This is a genomic window from Arenimonas sp. GDDSR-1, assembly GCF_025980345.1.
Taxonomy (GTDB): domain Bacteria; phylum Pseudomonadota; class Gammaproteobacteria; order Xanthomonadales; family Xanthomonadaceae; genus Arenimonas.
The window spans coordinates 22,342-39,435 of the sequence record NZ_JAPDUI010000002.1; the positions used below are offsets into that span (position 1 = coordinate 22,342).

Annotated in this window: 16 protein-coding genes and 6 tRNA genes; 16 read left to right on the forward strand and 6 right to left on the reverse strand. The window is 57.9% G+C overall.

Annotation, left to right across the window (positions count from 1 at the left end; genetic code table 11):
• Nucleotides 1–13 precede the first annotated feature (13 nt).
• The 11 genes from Q0W88_RS00675 (at nucleotide 14) to Q0W88_RS00725 (ending at nucleotide 9,146) form a co-directional block, all read left to right on the forward strand.
• Nucleotides 14–90: transfer RNA gene (locus tag Q0W88_RS00675), tRNA-Arg, on the forward strand.
• A gap of 12 nt (nucleotides 91–102) precedes the next feature.
• Nucleotides 103–179 (forward strand) — tRNA-His (locus tag Q0W88_RS00680).
• Nucleotides 180–305: 126 nt separating this feature from the next.
• Nucleotides 306–390 (forward strand) — tRNA-Leu (locus Q0W88_RS00685).
• Between the two features lie 86 nt (nucleotides 391–476).
• Nucleotides 477–1,775: a trigger factor gene (tig, locus tag Q0W88_RS00690; RefSeq protein WP_297798903.1), complete on the forward strand. Its 1,299-nt coding sequence runs from the start codon at nucleotides 477–479 to the stop codon at nucleotides 1,773–1,775.
• A gap of 36 nt (nucleotides 1,776–1,811) precedes the next feature.
• Nucleotides 1,812–2,435, forward strand: coding sequence for an ATP-dependent Clp endopeptidase proteolytic subunit ClpP (gene clpP / locus Q0W88_RS00695; protein WP_297798905.1), 624 nt, complete (start codon nucleotides 1,812–1,814; stop codon nucleotides 2,433–2,435).
• A 77-nt stretch (nucleotides 2,436–2,512) separates the two neighbouring features.
• On the forward strand, nucleotides 2,513–3,796 hold the full coding sequence (gene clpX, locus Q0W88_RS00700) for an ATP-dependent Clp protease ATP-binding subunit ClpX (RefSeq protein WP_297798907.1): 1,284 nt from the start codon (nucleotides 2,513–2,515) through the stop codon (nucleotides 3,794–3,796).
• A 130-nt stretch (nucleotides 3,797–3,926) separates the two neighbouring features.
• A complete protein-coding gene (gene lon, locus Q0W88_RS00705) occupies nucleotides 3,927–6,389 on the forward strand; it encodes an endopeptidase La (protein WP_297798909.1) in 2,463 nt (820 codons plus the stop codon).
• 194 nt (nucleotides 6,390–6,583) lie between these two features.
• Nucleotides 6,584–6,859, forward strand: coding sequence for an HU family DNA-binding protein (locus Q0W88_RS00710; RefSeq protein WP_188448939.1), 276 nt, complete (start codon nucleotides 6,584–6,586; stop codon nucleotides 6,857–6,859).
• Between the two features lie 71 nt (nucleotides 6,860–6,930).
• Nucleotides 6,931–7,005 (forward strand) — tRNA-Val (locus tag Q0W88_RS00715).
• A gap of 20 nt (nucleotides 7,006–7,025) precedes the next feature.
• Nucleotides 7,026–7,102: transfer RNA gene (locus tag Q0W88_RS00720), tRNA-Asp, on the forward strand.
• Nucleotides 7,103–7,202: 100 nt separating this feature from the next.
• Nucleotides 7,203–9,146 carry a SurA N-terminal domain-containing protein gene (locus Q0W88_RS00725; protein ID WP_297798914.1) on the forward strand — a complete coding sequence of 648 codons (1,944 nt, stop codon included), beginning with the start codon at nucleotides 7,203–7,205 and terminating at the stop codon, nucleotides 9,144–9,146.
• 63 nt (nucleotides 9,147–9,209) lie between these two features.
• On the opposite strand, the gene Q0W88_RS00730 is transcribed toward Q0W88_RS00725, so the two are convergent.
• Both Q0W88_RS00730 and gloB read right to left on the reverse strand, forming a co-directional pair.
• Nucleotides 9,210–9,965 carry a lytic transglycosylase domain-containing protein gene (locus tag Q0W88_RS00730; RefSeq protein ID WP_297798916.1) on the reverse strand — a complete coding sequence of 252 codons (756 nt, stop codon included), beginning with the start codon at nucleotides 9,963–9,965 and terminating at the stop codon, nucleotides 9,210–9,212.
• 5 nt (nucleotides 9,966–9,970) lie between these two features.
• Nucleotides 9,971–10,735 carry a hydroxyacylglutathione hydrolase gene (gene gloB / locus Q0W88_RS00735; protein WP_297798918.1) on the reverse strand — a complete coding sequence of 255 codons (765 nt, stop codon included), beginning with the start codon at nucleotides 10,733–10,735 and terminating at the stop codon, nucleotides 9,971–9,973.
• Between the two features lie 60 nt (nucleotides 10,736–10,795).
• On the opposite strand from gloB, the gene Q0W88_RS00740 reads away from it, so the two are divergent.
• From Q0W88_RS00740 to dnaQ, 3 genes are read left to right on the forward strand one after another with little or no spacing between them, the layout of a single operon-like run.
• A complete protein-coding gene (locus Q0W88_RS00740; protein WP_297798921.1) occupies nucleotides 10,796–11,407 on the forward strand; it encodes a methyltransferase domain-containing protein in 612 nt (203 codons plus the stop codon).
• The gene (gene rnhA, locus Q0W88_RS00745; protein ID WP_297798923.1) at nucleotides 11,404–11,859 is read left to right on the forward strand and encodes a ribonuclease HI; all 456 of its coding nucleotides are present in this window, start codon (nucleotides 11,404–11,406) and stop codon (nucleotides 11,857–11,859) included. Before Q0W88_RS00740 ends, rnhA begins: the two co-directional genes overlap by 4 nt.
• Nucleotides 11,860–11,867: 8 nt before the next feature.
• The gene (gene dnaQ / locus Q0W88_RS00750; protein WP_297798924.1) at nucleotides 11,868–12,563 is read left to right on the forward strand and encodes a DNA polymerase III subunit epsilon; all 696 of its coding nucleotides are present in this window, start codon (nucleotides 11,868–11,870) and stop codon (nucleotides 12,561–12,563) included.
• Here dnaQ and Q0W88_RS00755 read toward each other — a convergent pair.
• Nucleotides 12,560–13,228, reverse strand: a complete 669-nt coding sequence (locus tag Q0W88_RS00755; protein WP_297798925.1) for a SpoIIE family protein phosphatase — start codon at nucleotides 13,226–13,228, stop codon at nucleotides 12,560–12,562. The two genes, dnaQ and Q0W88_RS00755, sit on opposite strands and share 4 nt — an antisense overlap.
• A gap of 114 nt (nucleotides 13,229–13,342) precedes the next feature.
• Here Q0W88_RS00755 and Q0W88_RS00760 point away from each other — a divergent pair.
• A tRNA-Ser gene (locus Q0W88_RS00760) sits at nucleotides 13,343–13,432 on the forward strand.
• A gap of 55 nt (nucleotides 13,433–13,487) precedes the next feature.
• Here the strand turns inward: Q0W88_RS00760 and Q0W88_RS00765 are convergent.
• Nucleotides 13,488–14,186: a response regulator gene (locus Q0W88_RS00765; protein ID WP_297798926.1), complete on the reverse strand. Its 699-nt coding sequence runs from the start codon at nucleotides 14,184–14,186 to the stop codon at nucleotides 13,488–13,490.
• 178 nt (nucleotides 14,187–14,364) lie between these two features.
• Between Q0W88_RS00765 and Q0W88_RS00770 the strand changes: the two genes are divergently transcribed.
• A complete protein-coding gene (locus Q0W88_RS00770) occupies nucleotides 14,365–15,051 on the forward strand; it encodes a response regulator transcription factor (RefSeq protein WP_297798927.1) in 687 nt (228 codons plus the stop codon).
• A 13-nt stretch (nucleotides 15,052–15,064) separates the two neighbouring features.
• On the opposite strand, the gene Q0W88_RS00775 is transcribed toward Q0W88_RS00770, so the two are convergent.
• Nucleotides 15,065–16,462, reverse strand: coding sequence for a glycosyltransferase family 4 protein (locus tag Q0W88_RS00775; RefSeq protein WP_297798930.1), 1,398 nt, complete (start codon nucleotides 16,460–16,462; stop codon nucleotides 15,065–15,067).
• 102 nt (nucleotides 16,463–16,564) lie between these two features.
• Nucleotides 16,565–16,984, reverse strand: a complete 420-nt coding sequence (locus Q0W88_RS00780; protein ID WP_297798931.1) for a hypothetical protein — start codon at nucleotides 16,982–16,984, stop codon at nucleotides 16,565–16,567.
• Between the last annotated feature and the right edge of the window lie 110 nt (nucleotides 16,985–17,094).

Here is a 17,094-nt window from a genome sequence, read left to right on the forward strand (position 1 = left end):
GAATCCCCTTTGAGCGCCTGTAGCTCAACTGGATAGAGCAACGGACTTCTACTCCGTTGGTTGGGGGTTCGAGTCCCTCCGGGCGCGCCAGTTTCTCCAGTGGTGGATGTAGCTCAGTTGGTTAGAGCATCGGATTGTGATTCCGAGGGTCGCGGGTTCAAATCCCGTCTTCCACCCCAGTTCAAATTACGGCATAATAGCGGCAGTCCGTTGTTGTAACGAAACGGCGCCGGTCTGCGCTTTGCGAGTCCCTGTCTTCAGGGGGTGTGAAGCCGTCTTGCGTCCGAATCATCTGCTCGGTCCATGCGAAAGTGGCGGAATTGGTAGACGCCCTGGATTTAGGTTCCAGTGGGGTAACCCGTGAGAGTTCGAGTCTCTCCTTTCGCACCATCTGCATGGAAGGGTGCTTCAGTCGTCAAGCCCGCTTTCCGCGGGTTTTTCATTTTTAGCTGCGCAATGCGCATGTAGGAGTTGCAATGCAAATTTCAGTCGAAAACACCAGTACGCTCGAACGCCGCATGACGGTGTCCATCCCCTCCGATCGCCTGTCCTCGGTTATCGATGGCCGGCTGCGCGATATGGCCAGCAAAGCCAACCTGAAAGGTTTCCGCAAAGGCAAAGTCCCGACCAAGGTGATCGAACAGCGTTTCGGCCCGCAGGTCCGTTCAGAAGCCTTCGGTGAACTGATCCGCGCCAGTTTCGACCAGGCCGTGCGTCAGGAAAACGTCCGCATCGCCGGCCAGCCGAGCATCGAAGCCGAGCCGACTGAAGCCGAAAATGAAATCCGCTATACCGCAACCTTCGAAATCGTCCCCGATTTCGGCACCATCGACGTCACCCAGCTGCAGATCACCCGCGTCCAGGCCAAGGTCGCCGATGCCGACATCGACCACATGATTGACACCCTGCGCCAGCAGCGCCGTACCTGGGAGCCGGTCAGCCGCGCCGCCCAAGTCGGTGATCTGGTGGCCGTGGAAACCTTCGCCAGCACCGCCGCGGCACGCGTGCCGGAAGTGGGTACCGAGAAGGGCGCTACCGTGATCGGTTCGGGCGTGATGTTCCCGGAACTGGAAGCCCAGCTTTCGGGCATGACCGCCGGTGACGAGCGTTCCGTGGAAATCACTTTCCCGGCCGACTGGCGCGTTCCGGCACTGGCCGGCCAGGCCGCCAAAGTCACCATCAAGGCCACCCAGGTGTCCGAACCGCGCATTCCGGAAGCCGACGAGGCCTTCGTCAAGAGCTTCGGCGTCAAGAGCGGCAAGCTGGAAGTGTTCCGCAATGAAGTGCGCGCCAATCTTGAGCGTGAACTGAAAGGCATGCTGATGAGCCGCCTTCGTGCGGAAGTGGCCCAGAAACTGGTCGCCGCCTACAGCCACGTCGAACTGCCGGCCAAGATGATTGAGCAGGAAGCCCGCAAATTGGCCGCCAATGCCCAGGAACAGGCCCGTCAGCAGGGTCAGGCCGATGCGGTCTATCCGTTCGACCAGTTCATGGTGCCGGCCCGTAACCGCACCGCCGCCGGCCTGTTGGTCGGTGAAATCGCGCGTCAGAATGCCCTGCAGCTGGATTTCAACCGCGTCAAGGAAACCCTGTCGCTGATCGCCTCGACCTACGAAGAGCCGAAACAGGTCATTGAATTGTACCGAAACGACCCCAACTTAATGTCAGGGCTGCAAAACCGCGTGATGGAAGAGCAGGTCATCGATTGGGTTGCCGAGCGCGCACAATCGACCGACCAGGAACTTTCCTTTACCGAAGCGATGCGTCCGGTTTAATCTACCCTGACCACTGCGCATTCGAAGGAGACCGCCATGGCCGTTACCGAAGGACTCAACCTGATCCCCATGGTGGTCGAACAGACCCCGCGCGGTGAACGCTCGTTCGACATCTACTCGCGCCTGCTGAAAGAGCGCGTCATTTTCCTGGTCGGCCCGATCGACGATTACGTGGCCAATGTCGTGGTCGCGCAGCTGCTGTTCCTCGAGGCCGACAACCCGGAAAAAGACATCAGTCTTTACATCAACTCGCCGGGCGGCGTTGTAACCGCCGGCCTGGCGATTTACGACACCATGCGTTTCATCAAGCCGGATGTGTCCACCATCTGCGTCGGCCAGGCCTGTTCGATGGGCTCGTTTTTGCTGGCTGCCGGCACCAAGGGCAAGCGTTACATCCTGCCGAATTCGCGGGTGATGATTCACCAGCCGTCAGGCGGCACCCAGGGTCAGGCCAGCGATATTGCCATTCAGGCCAAAGAAATTCTCTATCTGCGTTCCCGCCTGAATGCCGAACTGGCCGCCAATACCGGCCAACCCATTGAAAAAATTGAGCTTGATGTCGAGCGCGATTACTTCATGGCCGCCGAAGAAGCCAAGGCCTACGGTGTGGTCGATTCCGTCATCGATCGGCGCCCTGCAGACAGCATCCAGCCGGCCTAATCCCCATTCCCAGGTACTTTCACCCTGAGCCGCTTGTGATATGCTCAGGGTGAGTGTCCTTTGCCGAAATACAGACTATGACAGACGACCGTAAAACCCGCTCCGGTGACACGACCAAAATCCTGTACTGCTCGTTCTGCGGCAAGAGCCAGCATGAGGTCACCAAGTTGATCGCCGGCCCGAGCGTGTTCATCTGTGATGAATGCGTCGCGTTGTGCAACGACATCATCCGCGAAGAACTCCAGGAAAAAGCCGGTTCGGCCCGCAGCCATCTGCCGAAGCCGAAGGAAATCCTCGAGGTGCTCGACCAGTACGTCATCGGCCAGCCGCGCGCCAAGAAAACGCTGTCGGTAGCCGTTTACAACCACTACAAACGCATCGAGTCGCGTGCCAAGAACGACGATATCGAGCTGTCCAAATCCAACATCCTGCTGATCGGTCCGACCGGTTCAGGCAAGACCCTGCTGGCTGAAACGCTGGCCAGGCTGCTCAATGTGCCGTTCACCATCGCCGATGCCACGACGCTGACCGAGGCCGGCTATGTCGGCGAGGATGTCGAGAACATCATCCAGAAGCTGCTGCAGAAGTGCGATTACGACGTCGAGAAAGCGCAATCCGGCATTGTCTACATCGATGAAATCGACAAAATCTCCCGCAAGTCGGAAAACACCTCGATCACCCGCGATGTGTCCGGTGAAGGCGTGCAGCAGGCCCTGCTGAAACTGATCGAAGGCACCGTCGCTTCGGTGCCGCCACAGGGCGGGCGCAAGCATCCGCAGCAGGAATTCCTGCAGGTCGATACCAAGAACATGCTGTTCATCTGTGGCGGCGCGTTCGCCGGTCTCGACAAGATCATCCAGCAGCGCAGTACCGAATCCGGGGGTATCGGTTTCGGCGCCAAGGTCAAATCCTCCGAGCGCAAGATGGACCTGTCCAAACTGCTGCACGACGTCGAGCCGGAAGATCTGATCAAATTCGGTCTGATCCCCGAGTTCGTCGGCCGGTTGCCGGTCGTGGCCACGCTCGAAGAACTGGACGAGGCCGCGCTGGTCAAGATCCTGACCGAACCGAAGAACGCCATAAGCAAGCAATTCAAGAAACTGTTCGAGATGGAAGGCGTCGAGCTGGAAATCCGGCCGGACGCCTATGCCGCAGTGGCCCAGAAAGCGATGAAGCGCAAAACCGGCGCCCGCGGGCTGCGCACCATCCTCGAATCGGTTCTGCTCGATACCATGTATGAGCTGCCGTCGCTGGAAAACGTCAGCAAAGTGGTGGTCGATGAGTCGGTCATCAATCATCAGGCCGAACCCTACCTGATTTATTCAAACAGCAGCGCCCCGAAAGCCGCCTCCGGCGAGTAACCGGCGTGTTGCCGGGGTAAACCGAAACGGAGCCGGATCGGCTCCGTTTTTTTTGTATAAAGGCACTTGCAAGACGCACGGAAAAGCCCCATAAAGGAAGCATGGCGGGCATTCCCGCGTTGGAGCTGATATGGATAAAAAACCGGCAAACGATACCCTTCTTCCCGTGCTCCCCCTGCGCGATGTCGTGGTGTATCCGAATATGGTGATTCCCCTGTTCGTCGGCCGCGAGCGTTCGATGAAAGCGCTGGAGCTGGCCATGGAAGGAGCGGACAAGCACATCGTGCTGCTGGCCCAGCGTAGTCCCGACATCGATGATCCGCAGTCCGAGGATCTCTACGATATCGGCACCGTGGCAACGGTCATCCAGTTGCTGAAGCTGCCCGATGGCACCATCAAGGTGCTGGTCGAAGGTCTGCATCGCGTGCAGGCTACCGGCATCGGCCTGCACGACGATACGCTGATGGCCAAGGCGGTCATGCTCGACACCGCAACGGTGAAGGATGCGCGCGAAGCCGATGTCGCGCAGCGCACGCTTCTTAATCTGTTCGAGCAGTACGTCAAGACCAACCGCAAACTGCCGCCGGAGCTGCTTGCGACATTGGCCGGAATCGATGAACCCGGACGATTCGCCGATACCGTGGCCGCACATCTGAGCGTGCGTCTCGCCGACAAGCAGCGTCTGCTCGAAACGACTTCACCGGATGCGCGCCTGGAAATGCTGATCGGCCTGGTCGAGGGCGAAATCGATGTCCAGCACATTGAAAAGCGCATCCGTTCGCGTGTTAAAACGCAGATGGAGAAAAGCCAGCGCGAATACTACCTCAACGAGCAGATGAAGGCCATCCAGAAGGAGCTCGGTGATTCCGAGGATGCTCCCAATGAGCTTGAGGAACTGGCCCGGAAAATCGCCGAAGCGAAAATGCCGAAAGCCGTTGAAACCAAGGCCAAAAACGAACTGAACAAACTCAAGCAGATGTCGCCGATGTCGGCGGAAGCCTCCGTGGTCCGCAATTACCTCGAATGGCTGGTCGGCGTGCCCTGGGAGAAGCGCAGCAAGGTGCGCAAGGATCTCAAGCTTGCCCAGCAGGTTCTCGATGAAGACCACTACGGTCTTGAAAAGGTCAAGGACCGCATCCTCGAGTATCTCGCGGTACAGGCGCGCGTGCAGAAAATGAAGGGCCCGATTCTCTGTCTGGTTGGACCTCCGGGTGTCGGCAAGACATCGCTCGGCCAGAGCATCGCCAAGGCCACCAACCGCAAATTCGTGCGCATGGCGCTCGGCGGCGTGCGCGACGAGGCCGAGATCCGCGGCCACCGGCGCACCTATATCGGTTCGATGCCGGGACGCATCGTGCAGAATCTCAACAAGGTCGAAAGCCGCAACCCGCTTTTCGTGCTCGATGAAATCGACAAGATGAGCAACGACTTCCGCGGCGATCCGGCGGCAGCCCTGCTGGAAGTGCTCGATCCGGAGCAGAACCATAACTTCAACGACCATTATCTGGAGGTCGATCTGGACCTGTCCGAGGTCATGTTCATCTGCACCTCGAATTCGATGAACATTCCGGGCCCGCTGCTTGACCGCATGGAAGTCATCCGGATTCCGGGCTATACCGAAGAGGAAAAGCTGAACATCGCCGTGCGCTACCTGCTTCCGAAACAATTGAAGGCGAGCGGGCTCAAGGACGGCGAACTGCGGGTCGACTCCGAGGCCGTACGCGACATCGTTCGCTATTACACGCGTGAATCCGGCGTGCGTTCGCTGGAACGCGAGCTGGCCAAGATCTGCCGCAAGGTGGTCAAGGAAATCGCACTGGCCGGGCCGGTCAAGAAAGCGAAAGCCGGCGGGAAAGCGAAGTCTTCGAAAACCCAGGCGGTGAAAAAGGTCGGTTCCGCCAATCTCGACCGCTATCTCGGTGTCCGCCGCTTCGATTTCGGCCGTGCCGAGGAGCAGAGCGAGATCGGTCTGGTTACCGGTCTTGCCTGGACCGAAGTCGGCGGCGAACTGCTGCAGATTGAAGCCACGCTCATGCCGGGCAAGGGGCAGCTGATTCTGACCGGGCAGTTGGGCGATGTCATGCAGGAGTCGGTGAAGGCCGCCTATACCGTGGTCCGTGCGCGCAGCCTGCAGCTCGGTCTGGATGTCGAATTCCACAACAAGTTCGATACCCATGTGCATGTTCCCGAAGGAGCCACGCCCAAGGACGGACCGAGTGCCGGTGTCGCCATGGTTACGGCGCTGGTTTCCGCCCTCTCGAAAGTGCCGGTGCGTGCCGATGTCGCCATGACCGGCGAAATCACGCTGCGCGGACGCGTGCTGCCGATCGGCGGATTGAAGGAAAAACTGCTGGCCGCCCTGCGCGGCGGCATCCGTACGGTTTTGATTCCCGAAGAAAACCGCAAGGATCTTGCCGACATCCCCGAGAACGTCACACGCGATCTGGAAATCATTCCGGTCAAATGGATCGACCAGGTGCTTGATATCGCGCTGGTCAAGCCGCTTTCGGAACCGAAGAAATCCCCGTCTGTCAAGAAAAAAGTCGCGAAAACGCGTTCAAAACAAACGCATACCGGCGTGCGCCCGCACTAAGTTGCCATAAACCCTGCAAAGCCTGCAAATAAAGGCTTGCAGGGTATTGCACATCACAAGATTCACTGGTATAAATTGTTGCAACCGGGCTCTGGACCTTAATTTCAGTGCTTCGGCGATATGGTTAAGTTGCGGGACGACCTGGACTTAATTTCTACATTTTCGCGAATAATCGCATTGGGAGATTTATAAAAATGAATAAAGCTGACTTTGTTGCTGCCGTAGCCGAAAAGGCCGACCTGTCGAAAGCCGCCGCCGCCGGCGCCGTCGATGCCGTCATCGAAGTGATCACCAAAGCCCTGAAAAAAGGCGATACCGTGACTCTCGTCGGCTTCGGTACCTTCTCGGTCCGTAAGCGCGCTGCCCGTCAAGGCCGCAACCCGCAAACCGGTGCCACCATCAAGATCAAAGCCTCCAAGAACCCGGGCTTCAAAGCCGGTAAAGCACTGAAAGACGCCGTCAACAAGTAATCCGGCGTTATTTCCGCCGATTTCTGTTGTCTTACGGCGGTAAAATGGTGTATGCTACGCATCCTGCTTGAGGGTGCTTAGCTCAGCGGTAGAGCGTCTCCCTTACACGGAGAGGGTCGGGGGTTCGAAACCCTCAGCACCCACCAGCGCTTCAAGCAAATGAACTGGAGTGGTAGTTCAGTCGGTTAGAATATCGGCCTGTCACGCCGAGGGTCGCGGGTTCGAGTCCCGTCCACTCCGCCACTGTTGAAAAGGCACCTTCGGGTGCCTTTTCTTTTTCGTGCGTTCCGGGGCCAAAAGCTTCATAATAGTGGCCTTGCCCAATCCGGTCCTGCGCCCCGCCATGCTTCAGAATATTCGTGAAAAATCCTCCGGCCCGATCGCCAAACTGATCCTGGTCATGATTATCGCCGTCATGGCATTTTTTGGTTACGAGGGCATGAATACCCCCGGTGCTGGCAACTATGTGGCCAAGGTAACCAAACCCGGTAAATTCCTCGGTTACGGCGAAGACTCGGTCGAAGTCTCCATGGCCGACTACAGCCGCCGCGTCGATCAGATCCGCCAGCAGCAGCGCCAGCAGCAGGGTGAATCATTCGATGCGGCCGCATTCGAAAAGCCTGAAAACAAACGCCGCATCCTCGAGCAGATGATCGATGAGGCCGTGATGCAGTTGGGCGCCAAGCAGGCCGGCATCAAAATATCCGATGCCATGATCCGTGATGAAATACTGAAAATCGATGCCTTCACCGTTGACGGCAAGTTCGACCAGTCCCGTTACCAGCTGGCCATCCAGCAGCTGGGTTATACGCCTTCCCAGTTCGAAGACCGCATCCGGCAGGATCTGATGACCCGGTTCATTGCCGATGAGTACGTCAGCTCCGGCATCGCCTCCTATGCCGATGCCGTTGGCATGCGCAAGCTTGCCGAACAAAAGCGCGATCTTTCCTACCTCGAAGTACCGCTGCCGGCATTGGATGCCAATGCGACCGATGCTGAGTTGATGGCCTGGTACAACAGCCACAAGACCGAGTACCGGACCGAGGAAACCGTGACCATCGAGTATGTCGAGCTTGACCAGAACGCCGTCCAGTCCGAGCTCAAGGTCGATGAAGCCGTTCTGCGTTCGCGTTACGAAGAACAGAAAGCCCAGTACGGCACCCCCGAGCAGCGCGTGGCTTCCCACATTCTCATTGAAGTTCCGGCCGGTGCTTCCGCCGCCGTGGAAGCCGCGGCCAAAGCCAAAGCACAGGCCATTGCCAAGCAGGCCCAGTCCAACCCGGGCAGTTTTGCCGAAATGGCCAAGAACTCCGATGATCTCGCTAGCAAAGATGCCGGCGGCGACCTCGGTCCGATTGAAAAAGGCATCTTCGGCGATGCGTTCGACAAGGCGTTCTTCGCCCTGAAGCCGGGCCAGGTTTCCGAGCCAGTCCGCCTGGAAGACGGCTGGCACGTGCTGTATTACCGCGAGCTGATCGCCGGCACCGCCAAACCGTTCGAAGCCGTCCGCGGCGAAATCGAAGCCGCATACCTCAGCTCCGAACTGGAGCGCCAGTTCAATGAGCTGGCCGGCAAGATGATCAATGCCGTCGGTGAAAATGCCAGCTCTCTCGAGCCGGCGGCCAAGGCCGTCGGCAAGCCCCTGCTTCGAAGCGGCGCATTCACGCGGCGTGGCGGAGAAGGCATTGCCGCCCTTGAGCCGATCCGGAAAGCGGCCTTTTCGGAGGATATTCTGGTCGACCGCCGGGTCAGCGATCTGATTGAACTGGAACCGAACCACGTGGTCATTCTGCGCGTGGTCGATCACAAGCCCGTGGCCACGCTGCCATTTGCACAGGTCAAGGATGTGGTGCGTCTCGCCTTTGTCCAGGATCGTGCCGCCAAGCAGGCCGAAAAAGACGCCAAGGCGCTTCTGCAGCGTTTGAACAAGGGCGAAACGCTCGAGCAGCTCGCCGCAGCCCTGTCGCGTCCGGTCATTCCTGCGCTCGCGGTAAGCCGCCAGGCACCGGTGCCGCAATTGCAGCCGGTCGTCCAGGAAGCATTCCGTCTGGCGCGTCCGGAAAACGGCAAGCCCGGCGGCGCCGGAATCGCGAAGCTGCCGGACGGCGGGTATCTGCTGATGCAGTTGAAAGCCGTGAACGAGCCCGATCTGTCGGCGCTGCCGCCGCAGGAACGCTCCGAAATGACCCGTTATCTCGGTCAGGTGCGCGGAGCCCAGCAGGTCGCCGAATACATCAAGGCCCTGCGCAGCAGTTTCAAAGTGGTGATTGCCGAAGACCGGCTCTGATTGCGTAAAAGCAAGTGCGGATTACGAAAGCGCCCGGCAATGCCGGGCGCTTTCATTCAGGGATCAGTTGCCGTTATCGGGCACCGGCGCCAACGGGTCGGTATCGATTTCCAATGGCGTGAACACGGTTTCATTCGGCAGTGTCACGCCGAAGCTGGCCGGATTGAACATGAAGCAGCTCAGCGCCTGGATTTTCTTGACATAGGCGTAGGTGTGCGGCGCCAGACCCGTCGGTAGCCGCCGGTCGGCATCGGCCTTGTCCAGACCCTGGCGTCTCAGGCTTCCGCGCAAGCGGCTGTCACCGGCATTGTAGGCCATGATGCCGGTCTGCCAATCACCGAACATGTTCTGCAGTTTCTGCAGATAGGAAAGCGCGGCATCGGTTGATTGGATCACCGATAGCCGTCCGTCTTTTTTCCCGCCGATGCGAAGTCCGTAGTGCCGTCCGGTTTCCGGCATCAGCTGCCACAGGCCGGTCGGCCCGCCCTTGGCAACGGCTTTCGGCTGGAAGCGGCTTTCCACGAAAGGGATCAGGGCGTATTCCATCGGCAGGCCGCGTTTTTGAGCCTGATAACTGACATGGTCGAGTATCGGCAGCATCACCGACAGTTGCTGCCCGAACCGACCCGTGTCATGGATGTAGTCTTTCATCCACCGGCTCGAGGCGGCCGCTTCGGTGCAGGATGCGGGATCCAGGGCGCCGCTGATGCGCAGGAATACATCCTGCCCGCTGCGTTGGAATGCGGCCGGTTTCGGCGCGTCCTGCGCAGCCGATGATCCGGCAATGCCGAGCAGCATCAACAGAAGCCCTGGCCGCATCGGATTCACTGGAACCGGTCTTTCCAGGCGCGCAATGCGCTGAAACGCGCCTGGCGGGTCTCCGGCATGTAGCCGAGGTGTCTGGCCAGGCCACTGAGTTGCTCGGGATGGTCCGAACGCAGAAACGGATTGCAGGCTTTCTCGACGCCGATCCGTGACGGCAGGCTCGGTTGTCCTGTGGCACGCAGGGCGCTAATTTCGGCAATCAGCCGGTCCCGCTCCGGATTGACCGGTTCCGCGGCGACTGCAAACCGGGCATTGGACAGCGTGTATTCGTGGGTGCAGCAGACCCGGGTGTCATCCGGCAGGGCGGCCAGCCGGTCCAAAGACATCAGCATCTGGTCCGGCGTGCCTTCGAACAGGCGGCCACATCCGAGGCTGAACAGGGTATCGCCGCAGAACAGCACATCGTCATCCGTATAGGCAAGGTGGCTGCGGGTGTGACCGGGGACTGCCAGAACCCGGAATGGCCGGAATCCGGGGGTATGAACGGTATCGCCATCCCCGACAATCCGGTCGATGCCGCTGATGCGCGCATCCGCAGGTCCGAACACCGGACCGTTGAAAACTGCGCGCAGCGCCGGCAGGCCGCCGATATGGTCGTTATGGTGATGGGTGATCAAGATGGCTTCGATGCGCAGGCCGTCGGCCATGGCGGCAAGGACGGGACCGGCATCGCCCGGATCAACCACGATGCTTGCGCCATTGCTGCCGCGGTAGCACCAGATGTAGTTGTCTTCGAAAGCCGGAAGCGCAAGCAGAGCTGTCATGAAAGGTGACCATGGCCGTCATTTGACGCACAATAGTCCTAGTTTAAACGGTGCCGGCACATGACGGGCGAAAACAACTGGTTCGAGACCGACAAAGGCCAGGCCTTGGCGGCCGAGGGCGTTTCTCTGGCCGCGCCCTGGCTGTGGCCCCTGTGCGGCCATAATGCCCTTGTGCTGCAACCGTGCGCGCAGGGGCTTGAACTGCCCGGACTGCAGTGTTCCCCCGGCTATCAGCTCCAGCGTGCGAACGGACGGTTCTACGGGGATGTCATTGCCGATGATGATCGGCTGCCTCTGGCCAATGAATGCATGGCCCTGGTGCTGGCGGTATTCGTTCTGGAAACCGCTTCCGATCCGGCGGCACTGATCGCCGAATGCGAACGGATTCTGGTTCCCGAAGGACATCTGGCGGTGCTGCTGCTGAATCCTTTCGCTCCGGTACGCTTTACCGGGGTCTGGTCCGGCATGCGCCTCGAAACGGCGCCGGTCTGGTCGGCGATGCTGCGCGATGCCGGTCTGGATCTGATTCGGCATGAGCAACTCGGCAGTGCTCGACTGCCGGTGTTGCGTTCGGTAAACTTCCTGTTGTTGCGGAAACGCAAATCCGCTCTCACTCCACTGCGCAAAAATGCCGCGGCCGTCGCCCTGGCCCGGGAAGAAACAAGCTCATGAACGAGTCCACGACGTCCGTCCCCCATATAGAAATCCATACGGATGGGGCCTGTTCCGGAAACCCCGGGCCCGGCGGGTGGGGTGCGCTGCTGCGCTATGGAAAAACAGAGAAGGAACTCTCCGGCGGCGAGCGGCACACGACCAATAACCGGATGGAGCTGCTGGGCGCCATCTGTGCGCTGGAATCGCTGAACCGGAAGTGCAAGGTGGATCTGTATACCGATTCGCAGTACGTGCAGAAGGGCATTACCGAATGGCTGCCGGGCTGGATCAGACGCGGATGGAAAAACGCCAAGGGTGAGGCGGTCAAGAATCAGGATCTCTGGCAGCGTCTGCACGAAGCCAATGCACGGCACAAGGTCCATTGGCATTGGGTGAAAGGGCATGCCGGCCATGCCGAAAATGAGCGTGTCGACGCCCTCGCGCGTTCCGCGGCCGAATCGTACAAATAGGAAAAAGCATGCGCCAGATCGTTCTCGACACCGAAACCACCGGCCTTTCCTGGGAGAAGGGAAACCGCATCGTTGAAATCGGCTGCATCGAACTCATCAATCGGCGGCCTACCGGCAGAACCTACCAGCAATACCTAAATCCGGGCCGCGAAATGGAACCGGGCGCGGCCGAAGTCACTGGATTGACCTTGGATTTCCTGGCTGACAAGCCCCGCTTCGAAGAATGCGCCCAGGACTTTCTGGCGTTCATCGCCGGTGCCGAGCTGGTCATCCACAATGCCGAGTTCGATGTCGGCTTCCTGAATTACGAACTGGGCCTGCTTGGGGCCGACTATGGCCGCATCGACCGGCATGCGGGTGTGCTGGATACCCTCAAGATGGCGCGGGAACTGTATCCGGGGCAGCGCAATTCCCTGGATGCACTCTGCAAACGCCTGGGGGTTGATAACAAACACCGGCAGCTGCACGGGGCGCTTTTGGATGCGGAATTACTGACCGATGTCTATTTGGCCATGACATCCGGCCAAACCGGGTTCGGTTTCGACGACGCGGTTCCGGCGGCCGGTGCGGCCGATGCGGAAGTCATTGTTGCGGTTTCAGGTTCCGCGCTTGTGCTGAAGGCAACGGCGCAGGAGCTTGAAGCCCATCTCGCCCGGATCGGCAAAATCGCGGGCAAGTCGGGAAAAACCCTCTGGCCGGATTAAGCGAGGCGCAGCAGCAGGGCGGTCAGGTTGTTGTTTGCTTCGCCGCGAAGGGCGTGCATCAATAGAATTTCTACCGCTTCCTGGGCGCCGAGACGCGCATCGCATAGACTGGCTTCCAGCTCAGGCCCGCTGCAGGCCTCCAGCATGCCGTCTGTGCACAGCATGATGCTCTGTCCGCGGCGGAATGCCATGCGTGCTTCGAATATGCAGAGTTTTTCGGTCGGGGTGACACCGAGCGCCTGAATGACATTGGCTCCGGTACCGGTGGCCTTGCCCGCTGTAGCTGCACCCGCATCCGCCGCAACCGTCCGGAAATGCCTGCCGTCCGAAAATATCGCCCTGCAGGTTCCGACCCAGGCCAGGTGCAGTCCGTCTTCGCTGTATCGTGCCGCAATGGCACTGGCACCGCTCGGTTGTGAGCCCTGCTGCGGACGCTGGATGCGCAGCGCCTGTCCGGCATTGCGCAGCGCTTCGGAGGGGCTGTCGCCCTGTTGCAGGCCCTTGCGCAGCTGGTCACGGACAAATGAAGCGGCGATATCGCCGGCATCCGGGCCGCCCATGCCGTCGACCACGACGGCCAGACCCGATGCGGAATCCAGATCGTAGGTGTCTTCATTCAGCAGGCGTTTTCTGCCGGGGTGGCTGATGTGGCCGATTTCAAACATGTCTGGAATGGCAGTGGGGCATGCCGACATTATGAACGGTTTGGTCCGTTTCGGGGATATACGGCTAGCCAAAAAGCCGCCGGGAACGCTATAATTGCCCTCTACCATGACGCCGGAGAGGTGGCAGAGTGGTCGAATGTACCTGACTCGAAATCAGGCGTAGGTGTGAGCCTACCGAGGGTTCGAATCCCTCCCTCTCCGCCAGTAGTTCTAAAGCCCCTGCCAGCAGGGGCTTTTCATTATCGAATTGCTTGCGCAATCATGAGTGTTCTGAAAGGACCGCCAGCTGGTTATCGATCCAGTCAATCAATTGCAACAGCTCTTTCGAGCTGGCATTGGCCTGAATTTTTTTCTCCAGAGCTAGCGTTAACTCACTCAGAGCATTAAGGCCAATGGTCGCCGCGGATCCTTTCAATGCATGTGCAATATTTGTCAGTTCCGTGTAATTGCCATTGAAGAGCATGTTTCTCAATTTCATGCCGTCATCGCGATGACAGTCAACGAAAGCCTCATGCGCGCGCCGCAGTGCGCCAACATTCCCCAGAAAACGGGCTTCGGAAGCACTATTGAAAAACTCGACAGACGGGTCGGCTACCAGCTCGATTATTCCGCATGGTTTCAGCCAGCGAGTCAGGCATCCCCATAGTTCATCGACATCAATGGGTTTTGCCAGGAAGTCACTCATACCGGCGGCCAGGCAGGCGTTCTGATCTGCTCTGCTGCTCGCGGCCGAAAGTCCGACAATCGGCCTTCTGAAGCCACTCATGCGCATCTGATGCGCAGCTTCGATACCGTCCATGCCCGGCATCCTGACGTCCATGAAGACCAGATCGGGATCAGCTACCTCGAGTGCCAAGCAGGCTTCCCCGCCGGTCCCGACCATTACCACGTCGATGCCCGCCATCGTCAGCCATTGGCGGATTATGGTCTGGTTGAACGCATTGTCTTCTGCGACCAAAATGCGAAGGCCACGGAACTCCTGAGGAACTGATAGCGATAGCATTTGTGCTTGAAAAATGTCATGGCATATATCTAAATCGATTCTAGCACGGACGCTTCGGCGCTCCGAGGCTTGTGGGCCATGGATTTTGCTTTACAATAGGTAGGGGGATGATCAGGGGTGTTTCAAGTCAGACATGCATATCGGAATCCTAGAAGACGAAATCACGCAGCAGGAGATGTATCGCCTGTGGTTCAGTGCGGGTGGGTTCAATTGTGATTGTTTCGACACGGCACGGAATTTTACCGATGCTCTTCAGACCCGGAAATACGACATTCTGATTATCGATTGGATGGTTCCAGACGGTAATGGAATAGATGTGCTTGCCTGGGTCCGCAAGAATATCGGATGGAATATTCCTGTGATTTTCATTACTGCAAAGGATGCCGAGCTGGATATCGTGTCTGCACTCAAGGCCGGTGCCGATGACTATGTGGTCAAGCCGCCAAAGAGCCATGAATTGAAGGCGCGGATCGAGTCGCTTGCCCGTCGCTCAAAGCCGGCTCAGGTTTTGAATTTCGGCGACTACCGGGTCGATCGCGACCGGCGGTGCATCGAAGTCGATGGCAAGGCGGTAGAGCTTACCCAGAAAGAGTTCGAGTTGGTCTGTCATATGTTCCAGAGTCCCGGCGTTTTACTGTCTCGGGTTGCCCTGCTAGAAAAGCTGTGGGGTCTGAATGCCGATGTCGATACCCGCACCGTCGACACCCATGTCAGCCGTATCCGGCGCAAGCTCGATATCGGACCGAAGCATGGCTGGCAGATATTCCCGGTCTACGGCTGGGGTTACCGCATCGAGAAGGTCAATAAAACCGTAGAGTGAGGTTCGCTCAACATCATCGATCGGACGGATTGAATAACAGGTCAAGTTTCATCGGATGGCCATTGGCCGTAACCGATTTTCTGCGATGGCCTTGCCGGGTCGACAATCGGGTCTGGAACAGATTCCCAAAACGTTCAGACGTCCGTAAAAGACTGTATTTCTGGAGTATTCGGGCTCGGCCGTAAACAGCCAGGCGCGTTCTGAGTTCATCGTCGTCCATGAGGCGAAGAATGGCGCCTGCAAGCTCCTGGGCGTTATTTGGCTCGACTAGAAGTCCATCGGATCCCTCACGAATCAGTTCCAACATGCTAATTGTTCTTGAGCTTACGCAGGCCAGGCCGCTTGCCATCGCCTCCATTACGGGCAATGACATGCCCTCAGCCAGGCTTGAATTGACGAAGGTGTCAGCGCGTCCGTACCAGTCACTGAGGCGCTCTTGATGCAGGGCTCCGGCGAAAGTTACAGCATGTTCCATGTTCTTTCCCTTTGCCCGGGATTTAAGTTCAACCTCATCGCAGCCGTTGCCAACGAAGACCAGCCGGATTTCTCGTCCATATTCTCTTAGCAAGCTGCAGGCTTCCAAGAGTGTTCTCTGGCCATTGTGAGGTTCGAGCTGGCCAACACAAAGGACTGTGAATATGCCTGGCTTCAATCGAAGCGGCTTTGGCTGATAACGCTGTGTATCAACCCCCAGGGCGCAGACATCATATTTATGCCAGTGTTGAGGGTGCGTAAGACGCATGAGGAGGTTTTTGGTGGCGGTTCCGACACAAATGATGAAATCAGCCGCTTCGACTTTTTGTTTCAACCGAGTTGGCCCGGCATGATGAAGCTCATCCGAGTTGCTCAGGGTTAGTGAAACGGTAACAGGACGAAAGTGACTCATTAAAACAGCAACACGTGCCGCTTCGGTCCCAAAATGGGCATGCAGATGACCGATTCCGTTTTGACGCATCCATTGCGCCAAGTCAAGTACATCAGCGATATGTCGGTTTCTTATGAGGCCAATCCAGCCATCAAGTCGGATAGCATGGTAAGCAAGGCGAAGATAAGACAGTGGTTTGGAAACTGCTCGCAGATGGTTGGCAATTTCATGTATTGCCCCGCGGGCTCTCACATAATGCGTTGCCTTGATTTCCGCTTTGATTTCCGAGCTTAAATCTTTGCAGTCCTGCAGTGTTGAGTCCAGTGCGGATAGTGCGATGTCGTATCCGACCCTGCGAAGGCAGCGTATTTCTTCGGCAGCGAATTGATTGCTGTGACAAGGATGCTTGGTCAGTAATACTGTTATTTTATTAGGTAAATCAATAGCATGATTTTTGGACGTCGATAATCCTTGATCGCCGTCAATGGACTGTTCCGACCGAAAGGAGGGTAATGCCGCCGCAAATGCGCGCTCTTGGAATTTCATGACGAAGGATTGACAAAAGTGTGATTTCTGTCACATTAAGCCGGCACCAAGTGCGATTTGTGTCTTAACTGAAAACTCTTCGTGATAATTTCGTGAAGTGCGTCAATTTTTTTCCAAGGCCCAGCCATAACTGGTATTGAACGATTCGACCGGGCAGGCGCTGTTCCGGCTGGCGATGCTTTTTTCATCGACGAAGTAAAGTTCAGCGATAATGTTCTTGAACGGATAGGTCTTGCACGGTGCATCAAAGACGATACTGACTTCCGTGACATGACCATCGGCGGCGGTCACCGGATTGCAGGCCTTGGGAGTCAGCAATTCCGGCTCGTCACGGCCACGCTGGATTTTCAGCTGGCATTGGTTGGCCCCGGTCATCACGATGGTGCGTTTGACTTCGATATTGGGATCGTCGACTGGTGGCGGCCGGCTGGCCTGCGCCTCCGGCGTGCTGCTGTTGCATCCGGCGGCAACTGCCGCAAGCATGCCGATACACAGAAATTCAGTGAACGATTTCAATGACATTGCCCCATCCCCGGAGTGTTCCCTATCTTCATAGTAGGGCAAATCCGGGTTTTTGTGAACCGATTCACATTCTGCCCCGGGAAAGGGGCCAGTGGCGACAATCCGCATCG

Excerpts from the sequence above, each read along its gene's own strand:
- tig (WP_297798903.1), top strand. The coding sequence starts at position 477 with ATGCAAATTTCAGTCGAAAACACCAGTACGCTCGAACGCCGCATGACG.
- clpP (WP_297798905.1), top strand. The coding sequence starts at position 1,812 with ATGGCCGTTACCGAAGGACTCAACCTGATCCCCATGGTGGTCGAACAG.
- clpX (WP_297798907.1), top strand. The coding sequence starts at position 2,513 with ATGACAGACGACCGTAAAACCCGCTCCGGTGACACGACCAAAATCCTG.
- lon (WP_297798909.1), top strand. The coding sequence starts at position 3,927 with ATGGATAAAAAACCGGCAAACGATACCCTTCTTCCCGTGCTCCCCCTG.
- Q0W88_RS00710 (WP_188448939.1), top strand. The coding sequence starts at position 6,584 with ATGAATAAAGCTGACTTTGTTGCTGCCGTAGCCGAAAAGGCCGACCTG.
- Q0W88_RS00725 (WP_297798914.1), top strand. The coding sequence starts at position 7,203 with ATGCTTCAGAATATTCGTGAAAAATCCTCCGGCCCGATCGCCAAACTG.
- Q0W88_RS00730 (WP_297798916.1), bottom strand. The coding sequence starts at position 9,965 with ATGCGGCCAGGGCTTCTGTTGATGCTGCTCGGCATTGCCGGATCATCG.
- gloB (WP_297798918.1), bottom strand. The coding sequence starts at position 10,735 with ATGACAGCTCTGCTTGCGCTTCCGGCTTTCGAAGACAACTACATCTGG.
- Q0W88_RS00740 (WP_297798921.1), top strand. The coding sequence starts at position 10,796 with ATGACGGGCGAAAACAACTGGTTCGAGACCGACAAAGGCCAGGCCTTG.
- rnhA (WP_297798923.1), top strand. The coding sequence starts at position 11,404 with ATGAACGAGTCCACGACGTCCGTCCCCCATATAGAAATCCATACGGAT.
- dnaQ (WP_297798924.1), top strand. The coding sequence starts at position 11,868 with ATGCGCCAGATCGTTCTCGACACCGAAACCACCGGCCTTTCCTGGGAG.
- Q0W88_RS00755 (WP_297798925.1), bottom strand. The coding sequence starts at position 13,228 with ATGTTTGAAATCGGCCACATCAGCCACCCCGGCAGAAAACGCCTGCTG.
- Q0W88_RS00770 (WP_297798927.1), top strand. The coding sequence starts at position 14,365 with ATGCATATCGGAATCCTAGAAGACGAAATCACGCAGCAGGAGATGTAT.
- Q0W88_RS00775 (WP_297798930.1), bottom strand. The coding sequence starts at position 16,462 with ATGAAATTCCAAGAGCGCGCATTTGCGGCGGCATTACCCTCCTTTCGG.
- Q0W88_RS00780 (WP_297798931.1), bottom strand. The coding sequence starts at position 16,984 with ATGTCATTGAAATCGTTCACTGAATTTCTGTGTATCGGCATGCTTGCG.